Here is a 12,689-nt window from a genome sequence, read left to right as displayed (position 1 = left end):
ATAGGTTGAGCGGCAGCGAAACCCATCCTACGAACTGACGGCTAAGTGCGCCGGAAAAGCAAAATGGCCGGGACGAGCCCGGCCATTCCGACAATCAACTCTTTGAGAAGACTTACTTTTTGGCCGGCGCCGGGGTGGCGGGCTTGGCCGCATCGGCAGGCTTCGCCGCATCCGCTGGCTTGGCGGCGTCCGGCTTCGCGGCCGGCTGGTCCATCCGCTCGATCTTGGCGCTCTGGCGCAGCTTCGCGACGTAGTCCGACTGCGCCTTGCGGGTGACGTACTGCTCGATCTGCGCCTTGACCTGATCGAAGCTCGGCGGCTTGCGGTTGCGCTTTTCCTCGACCTTGATGATGTGCCAGCCGAACTGGGTCTTGATCGGCTCGGAGATCTTGCCGGGCTCGAGCGCAAAGGCGGCGGCGGAGAATTCCGGCACCATCTGGTCCTTGGTGAAGAAGCCGAGATCGCCGCCGTCGGAGGCGCCCGGATCCTTGGACTTCTTCTTCGCCAGCTCGGCGAAGTCGGCGCCCTTCTTCAGCTCGGCCTCGACGGCCTTGGCCTCGTCCTCGGTCTCGACCAGGATGTGCCGGGCGTGGACTTCCTGTTCGCCGGAAATCTGCTTGGCGGCCTCGTCATAGACCTTCTTCATCGCCTCGTCGGTGGTGCCGGACTTGCCCTCGGCGGCGAGCAGATCGTCCATCAGCAGCCGGTTGCGGGCGAACTCGAGCCGCTTCTTGAATTCCGGCGTGTCCTGGATCTTCTTCTCTTCGGCGGCCTTGGCGACAATTTTCATGTCGATCAGGAAGGCCAGCACGTTCTCTTTCTTGGTCGCCGGATCGAGCTGGGCCAGGCTGGGGCCGAGCTCCTGTTCGGCGAGATCGACGTCGCTCTGACGGATCTCAGCGCCGTTGACCTTGGCGAGTACGGGGTTCGCATCCTCGGCGCGCACGGCGGGGGCAGCCAGGAGCGCAAATGCGAGACAACCTGTCACAGCCGCGCCCAGGAGGCCGGCGCGCAGGCCGGATGTGACTGCGTGAAACGCAGGTGTCATGGAAAATCCTTGTGTTGAAAGCCGGGGTGTCGCGGCGGCGAGACAGTCACCCAATCGCGGTGCCTTGGCAACGCGAAAACTCTGTCAAAATGATGAAATCCTTGAAAGGTCGGCGCGTTGACAACCCTCAGGCCCAGCCATATCTGTGCCGCCACAGGCTCGGGTCGGGCGGTCGTCGCGCGACCGCGCCCGAGCAGCCGGCCCTCGGATTGCTGGATTACCAATCATTTCGCGCGCGCACCTGTATCCTGATAGGTGCCTGAGCGTCACGATGAGTTGATAGTGGCTCGAGCGAACGGCATCACGGCTGCTACGTCACAGCGCAACAACAGGAAGCTGGCATGATCGGCGCGCTCGCCCGCAAACTCTTCGGCTCCGCTAACGACCGCAGGGTCAAGGGTTACCAGTCTCGGGTCGCCGAGATCAATGCGCTCGAACCGGAACTGTCCAAGCTCTCCGACGAGGCGCTGAAAGCCCGCACCGCCGAATTCCGCGCGGAGCTCGCCGCGGGCAAGACTCTCGACGATCTTCTGGTGCCGGCCTTCGCCACCGTGCGCGAGGCGGCCAAGCGCACCCTCGGCCAGCGCCACTTCGACGTGCAGCTGATCGGCGGCATGGTGCTGCACGAGGGCGACATCGCCGAGATGAAGACCGGCGAAGGCAAGACGCTGGTGGCAACGCTCGCGGTCTACCTCAACGCGCTCGCCGGCAAGGGCGTGCACGTCGTCACTGTCAACGACTACCTCGCCAGCCGCGACGCCGGATGGATGGGGCAGATCTACGGCTTCCTCGGCATGACCACCGGCGTGATCGTGCACGGGCTGGACGATGCGCAGCGCCAGGCCGCCTATGCCTGCGACATCACCTACGGCACCAACAACGAATACGGCTTCGACTATCTGCGCGACAACATGAAGTACCGGCTGGAGGACATGGTCCAGCGCGGGCACTTCTTCGCGATCGTCGACGAGGTCGACTCCATTCTGATCGACGAAGCCCGCACCCCGCTGATCATCTCCGGACCGCTCGACGACCGCTCCGACTTCTACAACACCATCGACACCTTCATTCCGCGCCTCGACAAATCCGACTACGAGGTCGACGAGAAGCAGCGCACCGTGACGCTGACCGAAGCCGGCATGGAGAAAATCGAGACGCTGCTGAAGGACGCCGGGCAGCTGCGCGGCGAGTCGCTGTACGACGTCGAGAACGTCTCGGTGGTGCACCACGTCAACCAGGCGCTGCGCGCCCACACGTTGTTCCAGCGCGATAAGGACTACATCGTCCGCAACGACGAGGTGGTGATCATCGACGAGTTCACCGGCCGTATGATGCAGGGCCGGCGCTATTCGGAAGGCCTGCACCAGGCGCTCGAAGCCAAGGAACACGTCACCGTCCAGCCGGAAAACCAGACGCTGGCGTCGATCACCTTCCAGAACTACTTCCGGATGTACGACAAGCTCGCCGGCATGACCGGCACCGCGGCCACCGAAGCCGACGAGTTCTTCGACATCTACAAGCTCGAAGTGGTCGAGATCCCGACCAACCTGCCGATCGCCCGTCTCGACGAAGACGACGAGGTGTATCGCACCCAGCAGGAGAAGTACGCCGCAATCCTCGCCGAGGTCGAGCGTGCCAACAAGCGGATGCAGCCGGTGCTGGTCGGCACCGCGTCGATCGAAAAGTCCGAGGTGCTGGCCGATTATCTGCTCAAGCACGGCTACAAGCAGATCGACTTCACCGACCCGAAGGGGATGGACAAGCTGTACGCGGCCGCTCGCGCCGGCAAGCCGGCGAAGCTGTTCGCGGTGCTGAATGCGCGCTTCCACGAGCAGGAAGCCTACATCGTCGCCGAAGCCGGCGTGCCCGGCGCGATCACCATCGCCACCAACATGGCCGGCCGTGGTACCGACATCAAGCTGGGCGGTTCGCTGGAGATGCGGCTTCAGCAGGAAGCCGGGCACATCACCGATGAAGCCGAGAAGGCGGCGAAGATCGCCGAGATCAAGGCCGACATCGAGCGCTTCCGCGAGATCGTGCTGAAAGCCGAAGACGAGATCGAGATCGAACCCGCCAAGGGCAACAAGCCGGCCAAGACGGCCAAGCGTCCCGGCGGCCTCTACATCATCGGCTCCGAGCGCCACGAGAGCCGCCGCATCGACAACCAGCTGCGCGGCCGCTCCGGCCGTCAGGGCGACCCGGGCCGCTCCAAGTTCTTCCTGTCGCTGGAAGACGATCTGATGCGGATCTTCGGCTCCGACAAGCTCGACACCATGCTGACCCGGCTCGGCCTGAAGGAAGGCGAGGCGATCATCCATCCTTGGATCAACAAGGCGCTGGAAAAGGCCCAGCAGAAGGTCGAAGCCCGCAATTTCGACATCCGCAAGAACCTCTTGAAATTCGACGACGTTCAGAACGACCAGCGCAAGGTAATCTTCGATCAGCGCGTCGAGCTGATGAAGGAAGACAGCGTGGCCGAAACGGTCACCGACATGCGCCACACCTACATCGAAGACCTGGTGGCCAAATACGTGCCCGAGCACGCTTATGCGGAGCAGTGGGACGTCACCGGGCTGAAGGCCGAGGTCGAGCGTGTGGTCGGTCTCGACATTCCGGTCGACGAATGGGCCAAGGAAGAAGGCATCGCCGACGAGGAGCTGATCACGCGGCTGGAGCGGGTGTTCGACGAGCACATGGCCGCCAAGGTCGGTCAGTGGGGCTCGGACGTGATGCGCTACGCCGAGAAGAGCATCCTGCTGCAGACCCTCGATCATCTGTGGCGCGAGCATCTGGTGATGCTCGATCACCTGCGCCAGGTGATCGGCCTGCGCGGCTACGGCCAGCGCGATCCGCTGCAGGAATACAAGTCCGAAGCCTTCAATCTCTTCCAGGAGATGAGCTCGCACTTGCGCGAGGCGGTGACGGCCCAGCTGATGCGGGTCGAGATCATCCCGCCCGACCAGCCGCAGGAATTGCCGCCGATGGAGGTCCACAAGATGGACCCGGACACCGGACAGGACGAGATGGCGTTCGCCAACGTCTCGCTGGCCCCGGCACAGACCGCCGACAAGACTGCGCGCGATCCGAACAGGCCCGAAACCTGGGGCAAGGTCGGCCGCAACGAGGATTGCCCGTGCGGAAGCGGCAAGAAGTACAAGCACTGCCACGGCCGCTACGCCTGACCGGCGCAGGCCAGATCAGGACAAGCAATGCCCGGCCTCGCGCCGGGCATTTTGCTTTCTGAAGTCCGAACCCGCAGCCGTCATTCCGGGGCGCGCAGCAACGCTGCGCGAACCCGGAATCCCGAAATTGTTGAAATCCTGCTGGCGCCCCGAACGGCGGGATTCCGGGTTCGCTCGCTGACGCGAGCGCCCCGGAATGACTGAACGTGGCTTTGCGAAAGAGGCGGTCAGCCGCCTCAGCGGAACGCCGAGAACCGGCTGTCAAATGAATTCGACGACACCACCGGCGCACCGCCGGAGATCATGCCGGACGACCTGGTGGAGGCCGACGAGGTGGTCTCGGCCGTATCGACGCTGGGCTTCAGCGACGGCCGCGACTCCGCACGCTTGGCTTCGGTGACTTTCGGCACCGACGCATGAGGCCGCGGCGCCGGTTCGTGCCGGCCGGAAGCGGCGGCTGCTCGGGTCGAAGCGGTGACTTCGCCGGTCCGGTGGCTGGAGCCGGACAGCAGCCCACCGATCTCATCCTTCGAGGCCGAGGCGACGTGCGCGCGCGGCGCGGTCGGCGCGGCGGCGACGCTCGGCTGGGCCGGCGCGGCGCGCAGCAGATTGTCCGACGGACGCGGCGGGTTGACGGTCGGCGGAATGGTGCCGGGCGCGCGCTCGAACGAGGCGACCGACAGCGTCTTGTCCTCACCGGAATCCGACAACCCGGTCGAGGCGTCGGGAATCTTCGAGGCGAACACATGGTTCATGCCGCCGTCGATGCCGGTGTTGAGGCGCGCCAGCGGCGTCCCCTTGGCGATCAGCTCGGCGACCTTGATGTTGTCCTGCTTGTCTTTCTCGCGCACCGCCTCGGCGATGTCGGGCCGGACCTCGTAGGCCGGGCATTTGGCCGACGCGTTGAACTGCAACGGCCGGGTCGCGCCGGGCAGCGGCGCGGCGTCGAACACGTATTTATGTTCGCAGAAGTCGACCTTCGGCTCCTGCCGGGTAACTTCGAAATGATCGTAGCCTTGCTTCAGCATCTTCCAGAACGGCATGTTCGGGTTGTTGCGATGCTTGGCGAAGTTCACCGGCGTCATCTTGAACGGATAGGCCTGCAGCTGGAACGCACGCTGGCCGCCAAAGAACGACTCGCGCCCGAGCGCGTAGATCTCGGCGATCTGCTCGTCGGTCATTGCGTAGCAGCCGCGTGACGAGCAGTCGCCGTGCACCATCAGCTGCGAGCCGGTGCGACCGAGCGACTTGTCGAACGCATTCGGATAGCCGGTGTTGAACGACAGGTAATATGACGACTGCGGATTCATCTGAGCGGGCGAGATCGAATAGAACCCTTCCGGGGCCTGCCGATCGCCTTCGCGGATCTTCGGGCCCAGATCACCGGACCAGCGGCAGATCGGGTAGGACTTCAGCAGTTGGAAGACGCCGGTGCGGTCCTGCTTCCAGACCTCGAGCTCGGCTTCCTGCTTGAACAGCCGCACCAGGATCGGCGACTGCAGGTCCATGTTCTTTTCCTGCATCGTCGCGACCAGCTTCGGCGGCACCGGCTGATTGGCCTTGGCATTGGTGGCCAGCGCCATCTGATCGCTGTTGCAGCCAGCGAGCAAAGGCATAGTCGCGAGCGCAGCCGTCAGCATCAGCGCGCGGACAAGCGGACTTTTCGTCACAACGAAGCTCCCCCGACGACCGGCAAACCCGCACCCCACATTCGAGCTACCCAGCCGTCCAGCTTCTGCGCGGCGCCTCCGTCACCGGATCTTGCAAGATCCGTCGGATTCGACCGCTCGCATTTACCAAACTCTGCACCGTCGCCGGTGCCAACGCATTGGCACCGTGTGCAGTCTGACAAGATTATCCTTAAGCCCTTGGGGTCGCAAGCCGATCAGGCCGGCGGCTGGGCGGTCCGGAGATCATGGTCAAGGAACATTGAATCGCCGGCGCGCGGCGAAACTGCGGCCGGGCGCCGAATTTCGAACCAGCGGTGCGGGTTTGGTTAAGATTTGATCAATTCGCCGGACCCGCCGGGGCGGTCCGGGATCAGGCCAGTTTGCGGCCGATATCGAGGAACTTCTGCCGGCGCTGGGCGCGGACCGCATCGCGGCCCTGCCCCCTCAGTTCGGCGAACGCGGCCGCAACCGCATCGCCGGCGGTGGCGATCATCGCTTCGGGATCGCGATGCGCGCCGCCCTTGGGCTCGGCCAGGATCTGGTCGATCACCCCGAATTTGAGCAGGTCCTGGGCGGTGATCTTCATCGAATTCGCCGCTTCCTGCGCCTTGGTGCCGTCGCGCCATAGGATCGAGGACGCCGCTTCGGGCGAGATCACGCTGTAGACCGCATGCTCCAGCATCAGAACCTTGTTGGCGGTGGCGATCGCGATCGCACCGCCGGAGCCGCCTTCGCCGATCACCAGCGCGACGTTGGGAACGCCGAGCTGCAGGCAGGCGTCAGTCGAGCGCGCAATCGCCTCGGCCTGGCCGCGCTCTTCGGCGCCGATGCCCGGATAGGCGCCGGCGGTGTCGACCAGCGACAGCACCGGCAGGTCGAAACGGTCGGCCATTTCCATCAGCCGCACCGCTTTGCGATAGCCTTCCGGCCGCGCCATGCCGAAATTGTGCCGCAGCCGGGTTTCGGTGGTCGAACCCTTTTCCTGGCCGATGACGCAGACGGCTTCGCCGCGGAAGCGACCGAAACCGCCGACCAGCGCTTCGTCGTCGCCGAACTTGCGGTCGCCGGCCAAAGGCGTGAATTCGGTGATCAGCCCCTCGATGTAGTCGACGCAATGCGGCCGCTGCGGATGACGCGCGACCTGGGTCTTCTGCCAAGGCGTCAGCGCCGCATAGAGATCCTGCAGCGCCTGCTGCGCCTTCTCCTCGATCTTCTCGATTTCCTCATGGATGTCGCTGCCGGAAGCCGCGAGCGTGCGCAATTCGTCGATCTTGGAATCGAGTTCCGCCACCGGCTTTTCGAAGTCGAGATAGCTGCGCATGGGTCCGGACATGGCTAGAGCGACATGGGGGAGGAAAGCTGCGGCCGATAGGGCCGCCCGGCTTTTCAAGCCATCCGGGAGCCAAGTCAAGCGGCTGGGACAAGTGCCGCAGCGCCGCATCCACCGACCGGGTGGATGGATGAGAATACACCGCGTCGCGACCGAACGGACCGGCGTCGGGCGCTCGGCGCGGCGCTCGCCCGTGCGGTCGCGACTTCGGCGATTACAGCCGTTCGATCCGGCTGGCGACCTCGTCGATCAGAGCCACAGCCTCGTGCAACTTGGTCTTGTCGAGCCCTTCGCCGAGACGATTCTGTAGAACGTTGCGCAGATTGTGCATAGCGCGGCGCATCGGGGCGGCATCGATACGCTCCCGCATCGCACCAAGCTCATCGAGGCGGGCGATGATCGCCTCGATGTCGGCGGCGTGGGCCTCGAGATGGGCCGTCCCCTCTGGAGTGACGGCGAACTGCTTGCGGGCGCCTTCGGTGACCTGCTCTTCGATCAATCCCATCTCGCTGAGCATCGTCAACGTCGGATAGACGATGCCGGGGCTGGGCGCGTAGGCGCCACCGGTCCGCTCTTCGATCGCCCGGATCAGATCGTAACCGTGACGCGCTTTATCCGCGATCAGCTTGAGCAGAAGCAGCCGCAGTTCGCTGCCATCGAACATCCGCCGGCCGCCGCCGCGCCGGCCATGCCCGGGATGACCGAAACCGCCGGCATCGTCGTCCCAACCGCCGCCGCGGCGCGGACCGGCGTGAAACGGTCGTTGGTGAAGCCCATGGTCGCGGCCGGGGCGGCCATGTCGGCCGGAAAACTGCATCTCTCTGTGAAACCCGAACATATTCATTACCCTCATGGTTGGTGATGCACTCAAGATATATCACAGACGAACCACGTCAAGATCAGTCTGCGATATATCTTCGCGGCGATGGAAGAGGGGTTTCGGGTTGGGATGCTCGGTCAGGCTTGTTCGGACAGCGGGTGCAGGTCACGCACCAAGCTCTTCAGCCGCTCCTCGACCACGTGGGTGTAGATCTGTGTGGTCGAGATGTCGCTGTGGCCGAGCAGCGTCTGTACGATCCGCAGGTCGGCGCCGTTGTGCAGCAAGTGGCTGGCAAAGGCGTGGCGCAGGACGTGCGGGCTCACCAGCCGCGGCGACAGGCCGGCACGCGCCGCCAAATCCTTCAGATCGCGGGCAAAATGCTGCCGGGTCAGATGTCCGCTCTCGCCGAAGGACGGAAACAGCCACTTCGGGGTCGGCGCGCCTTTGGCTTCTTTGGTGGCGGCCGCGACCTCTTCGAGATAGCGGGCCATCGCCTGCTTGGCGCCGGCGTTGAGCGGCACCAGCCGCTCCTTGTCGCCCTTGCCGCGGACCACGATCATCCGGGCGTCGCGTCGCGCTGCCGACAGCGGCAGCGACACCAGCTCCGAGACGCGCAGCCCGGTGGCGTAGAGCACCTCGAGCAGGCAATTCAGCCGCGCCGCGCGCAGCCGCGCGCCACCTTCTGCGGCATCGATCTCCTGCCGGGCACAGCCGAGCAACCGGTCGACGTCGGCGATCGACAGCACTTTCGGCAGGCTGCGGCCGCGCTTCGGCCCGGCCAGGATCGCGGCCGGATCGTCGGCGCGAATCCGCTCGCTGAGCAGAAACCGGAATAGATGCCGCAGCGCCGAGAGTCGCCGGGCGACGCTGGAGGTGGCAAAGCCGCGCTTGTCGAGATCCGCCAGATAACCGCGCAGCGCCGCGGTGTCGGCAGAGCCGATGCTGAGCCGGCGGCGGGACAAAAACTGCGACAGATCGGCCAGATCGCGCCGATAGGCATCGAGCGTGTTGGCGGAGGCGCCCTGCTCGGCCGCGATCATGTCGAGAAACAGCTCGGTCAGCCCAGCGTCCGAGTAGGAGGCCGGGCGCAGCGGTGCGGCCTGAGCCTCCGGCTCCGGCAGCACGGCGGTCGTGGATGTGGTTCGTGGTCGTCGCATGCGACCAGCCTAGCGGCTATTTCTTGAGAAACTTGTCCGGACCGATCGTCACGGTCATTTCGCGGCTGTTCGGCCCGACGAAGTTGGCCAGCGCGAAGATCGTCCCGTAGATGATACCGCCCACCACACCGATCACCGTCAAAAACCGAAACAGAGTAGGCATTCGACAATCTCGGCGGCAGCGAACAGGCGGGCGTTTGGGCGGCGACGGGCGACTACGACCATGTTCGCCCCTCCCTTGCAAGAGACTCTGGCAAGCCAAGCGACCAGGGTAGTATAGCTTGCCCTTTCAGTCCCACGGATGCCGCGAATGTCTGAAACCGTACCGACGGCTGCTGCCGGCAGGTCGCCCCAGGAAGCCGAGATCGTCGCGGCGCTGGGCGATCGCCCGGTCGTGCTCATCGGCATGATGGGCGCCGGCAAATCAACGGTCGGACGCCGGCTGGCGCTGCGGCTCGGGCTGCCGTTTCTCGACGCCGACACCGAGATCGAATCGGCCGCGGCGATGACCATCCCGGAGATCTTCGAAACCCACGGCGAGCCTCATTTCCGCGACGGCGAGGCCCGGGTGATCGCCCGTCTGCTCGATGGCGGCACCAAGATATTGGCGACCGGCGGCGGCGCCTTCATGCGCGATGAGACCCGCGACCGGATTCGCGAAAAGGCGATCTCGCTGTGGCTGGAGGCGGAGGCCGACGTGATCTTGCGCCGGGTCAAGCGCCGCGCCGACCGGCCGCTGCTGAAGACGCCCGATCCGGCCGGCACCATCGCGCGGCTGATCGCCGAACGCTATCCGCTGTATCGCGAAGCCGACATCACCATCGCGTCGCGCGACGTGCCGCACGAGAAGATCGTCGACGAATGCGTCGCAGCGTTGCATCACTATCTGTGCGGCGCGTCCGCCCCAACCTTGAGCGAGACTTCATGAACGCCCCGCAGAACCACTCCGCCCCGATCACCGTCGAGGTCGCGCTCGGCGACCGCGCCTATGACATCGTGATCGGCCGCGACGTGCTCGCCTCGCTGGGCGCCCGAATCGCCAAGCTGCGCCCTGGCGCCCGCACCGCGATCGTGACCGATCGCACCGTGGCGAAGACCTGGCTGCAGCGCACCGAAGAGGTGCTGGACCAGGCCGGGATCACACATGCGGCGGTGATCGTCGGCGAAGGCGAAAGCTCCAAGAGCTATGCGGGGCTCGAACAGGTGTGCGAGGCGCTGATCGCCGCCAAGATCGAACGCAACGATCTGGTGATCGCGCTCGGCGGCGGCGTGATCGGCGATCTCGCCGGCTTCTCGGCCTCGCTGCTGCGCCGCGGCGTCGACTTCGTGCAGGTGCCGACCTCGCTGCTGGCGCAGGTCGACTCCTCGGTCGGCGGCAAGACCGGAATCAACTCGCCTCAGGGCAAGAACCTGATCGGCACGTTCCATCAACCGGTGCTGGTGCTGGCCGACACCGCGGTGCTCGACACGCTGTCGCAGCGGCAGTTTCGCGCCGGCTATGCCGAAGTGGCGAAATACGGCGCGCTTGGCGACGAAGCGTTTTTCGCCTGGCTCGAAGCCAACCATGCCGAGCTGTTCAGCGGCGGTGCCGCACGCGAGCACGCGGTCGCCACCTCCTGCCGGGCCAAGGCTGCGATCGTCGCCCGCGACGAACGCGAGACCGGCGACCGCGCACTGCTCAATCTCGGCCACACCTTCGGCCATGCGCTGGAAGCCGCGACCGGATTCTCCGACCGGCTGTTCCACGGCGAGGGAGTGGCGATCGGCATGGTGCTGGCAGCCGAGTTCTCGGCCGAGCGCGGCATGATGCCGGCCGCCGATGCGCAGCGGCTGGCCAAGCATCTCGCCGATGTCGGCCTGCCGACGCGGCTGCAGGACATCGCCGGCTTCACCCAAGAAGGCGTTGCCGACGCCGACCGGCTGATGGCGCTGATGGCGCAGGACAAGAAGGTCAAGCGCGGCGAACTCACCTTCATCCTGATGGAAGGTATCGGCCGCGCGGTGATCGCCAATAAGGTCGAGCCGGCGCCGGTGCGCGACTTCCTGCAGCGAAAGCTGGCGCAAGCCTAGAAGCCGCTGCGGCGCCCCGCGGTCACGCAGGCGAACCCAAGAGCATCATGAACTCGACTCTGAGCAACGTTCTGATCGCGGTCCTGCTGCTGATCGCCAACGCCTTCTACGTCGCGGCGGAATTCGCGCTGGTGCGCAGCCGCGGCTTCCGCATCAAGGCGATGGTCGAGAAGCGGCGGTTCGGCGCCGAACTGGTGCAGCACATCCTCGGCAACGTCGAGGCGTATCTGGCCTGCTGCCAGCTCGGCATCACCATGGCGTCGCTCGGTCTCGGCTGGGTCGGCGAGCCGACCGTGTCGGCGCTGCTCGCGCCGGTGCTCGAGCCGATGGGCCTGTCGGAGTCGGCCAGGCACCTGATCGCATTTCTCGGCGGCTTCCTGTTCTTCTCCTCGCTGCACATCGTGATCGGCGAGCAGGTGCCGAAGACGCTGGCGATCCGCCAGCCGGAGCCGGTGTCGCAGTGGATCGCCTATCCGCTGCACGTCTCGTTCATTCTGCTGTACCCGCTGAACTGGCTGCTGAATCAGGCCTCGCGCGGCATCTTGAAGCTGCTCGGCGTCGAAGAGAACTCCGAGCACGAGATCCTCACCGACGTGGAGATCGAGGGACTGGTCGGCGAATCCGCCGAGCACGGCAAGATCGAAAGCGGCGAGGCCGAGTACATCCAGAACGTGTTCCGGTTCGGCGAACTGGTGGTGTCGGACGTGATGGTGCATCGAACTTCGATGGTCACCATCAATGCCGATCAGCCGACCGAACAGCTTGTGAAGGAAGTTCTCGCCACCGAATACACCCGCGTGCCGCTATGGCGCGACAAGCCGGAAAACATCGTCGGCGTGCTGCACGCCAAGGATCTGCTACGCGCCCTGCGGGCCAGCGACGGCGACGCCTCCAAGCTCGACATCGGCAAGATCGCGCTGCAGCCGTGGTTCGTGCCGGAAATGCGCCCGGTGTCGGAACAGCTCAAGGCCTTCCGCGCCCGCAAGACTCACTTCGCTCTGGTGGTCGACGAATACGGCGAAGTCGAAGGCATGGTGACGCTCGAGGACATCCTCGAGGAGATCGTCGGCGACATTTCCGACGAGCACGACGTGGTGGTGGCCGGCGTTCGCACCCAGCCCGACGGCTCGGTGGTGGTCGACGGCTCGGTGCCGATCCGCGACCTCAACCGGGCGATGGGCTGGGAGTTGCCGGACGAGGAGGCCACCACGGTCGCCGGCCTGGTGATTCACGAGGCTCGGTCGATTCCCGAGCGCGGCCAGAACTTCACCTTCCACGGGTTCCGCTTCCGTGTTCTGCGCCGCGAGCGCAACCGCATCACCACGCTGCGAATCTCACCGGTGCCGCGCGACGGCGAGGCCGATCTGATCCGGAAGAAGAGCTGGAAGTCGGGCGCCGGATCGGTTTGAACC

10 protein-coding genes are annotated in these 12,689 nt (G+C 65.3%); 4 read left to right on the top strand and 6 right to left on the bottom strand.

What is annotated here, in order from left to right:
- Window positions 1-112: 112 nt before the first annotated feature.
- Entirely contained in the window at window positions 113-1,048 is a 936-nt protein-coding gene (locus tag DNX69_RS17510; RefSeq protein ID WP_110787205.1) for a peptidylprolyl isomerase, read from the bottom strand.
- A 341-nt stretch (window positions 1,049-1,389) separates the two neighbouring features.
- Between DNX69_RS17510 and secA the strand changes: the two genes are divergently transcribed.
- Window positions 1,390-4,230, top strand: coding sequence for a preprotein translocase subunit SecA (secA, locus tag DNX69_RS17505; RefSeq protein ID WP_110787204.1), 2,841 nt, complete (start codon window positions 1,390-1,392; stop codon window positions 4,228-4,230).
- A gap of 236 nt (window positions 4,231-4,466) precedes the next feature.
- Here the strand turns inward: secA and DNX69_RS17500 are convergent, their stop codons facing one another.
- The 5 genes from DNX69_RS17500 to DNX69_RS17480 all read right to left on the bottom strand — a co-directional run bounded on the left by DNX69_RS17500 (window position 4,467) and on the right by DNX69_RS17480 (window position 9,370).
- Window positions 4,467-5,900 carry a L,D-transpeptidase family protein gene (locus DNX69_RS17500; RefSeq protein WP_110787203.1) on the bottom strand — a complete coding sequence of 478 codons (1,434 nt, stop codon included), beginning with the start codon at window positions 5,898-5,900 and terminating at the stop codon, window positions 4,467-4,469.
- A 370-nt stretch (window positions 5,901-6,270) separates the two neighbouring features.
- Complete coding sequence (locus tag DNX69_RS17495) at window positions 6,271-7,233, bottom strand: acetyl-CoA carboxylase carboxyltransferase subunit alpha (RefSeq protein ID WP_110787202.1); 963 nt, start codon at window positions 7,231-7,233, stop codon at window positions 6,271-6,273.
- A gap of 211 nt (window positions 7,234-7,444) precedes the next feature.
- Window positions 7,445-8,068 (bottom strand): PadR family transcriptional regulator, encoded by a 624-nt coding sequence (locus tag DNX69_RS17490; protein WP_110787682.1) that lies wholly within the window; start codon window positions 8,066-8,068, stop codon window positions 7,445-7,447.
- A gap of 119 nt (window positions 8,069-8,187) precedes the next feature.
- The gene (gene xerD / locus DNX69_RS17485; RefSeq protein WP_110787201.1) at window positions 8,188-9,207 is read right to left on the bottom strand and encodes a site-specific tyrosine recombinase XerD; all 1,020 of its coding nucleotides are present in this window, start codon (window positions 9,205-9,207) and stop codon (window positions 8,188-8,190) included.
- A 16-nt stretch (window positions 9,208-9,223) separates the two neighbouring features.
- Window positions 9,224-9,370, bottom strand: a complete 147-nt coding sequence (locus DNX69_RS17480) for a hypothetical protein (RefSeq protein ID WP_011156073.1) — start codon at window positions 9,368-9,370, stop codon at window positions 9,224-9,226.
- A 147-nt stretch (window positions 9,371-9,517) separates the two neighbouring features.
- Between DNX69_RS17480 and DNX69_RS17475 the strand changes: the two genes are divergently transcribed.
- The 3 genes from DNX69_RS17475 to DNX69_RS17465 are packed head-to-tail and all read left to right on the top strand — an operon-like array spanning window position 9,518 to window position 12,686.
- Window positions 9,518-10,135 (top strand): shikimate kinase, encoded by a 618-nt coding sequence (locus tag DNX69_RS17475; RefSeq protein ID WP_110787200.1) that lies wholly within the window; start codon window positions 9,518-9,520, stop codon window positions 10,133-10,135.
- The gene (gene aroB, locus DNX69_RS17470; RefSeq protein ID WP_110787199.1) at window positions 10,132-11,277 is read left to right on the top strand and encodes a 3-dehydroquinate synthase; all 1,146 of its coding nucleotides are present in this window, start codon (window positions 10,132-10,134) and stop codon (window positions 11,275-11,277) included. Before DNX69_RS17475 ends, aroB begins: the two co-directional genes overlap by 4 nt.
- Before the next feature lie 47 nt (window positions 11,278-11,324).
- Window positions 11,325-12,686, top strand: a complete 1,362-nt coding sequence (locus DNX69_RS17465; protein ID WP_110787198.1) for a hemolysin family protein — start codon at window positions 11,325-11,327, stop codon at window positions 12,684-12,686.
- Window positions 12,687-12,689 lie beyond the last annotated feature (3 nt).

Origin of the sequence: Rhodopseudomonas palustris, assembly GCF_003226555.1 — a bacterium.
GTDB lineage: Bacteria > Pseudomonadota > Alphaproteobacteria > Rhizobiales > Xanthobacteraceae > Rhodopseudomonas > Rhodopseudomonas palustris_I.
Note: the sequence above shows the minus strand (reverse complement) of the source record. Positions and strands in the feature narration are given on the sequence as shown.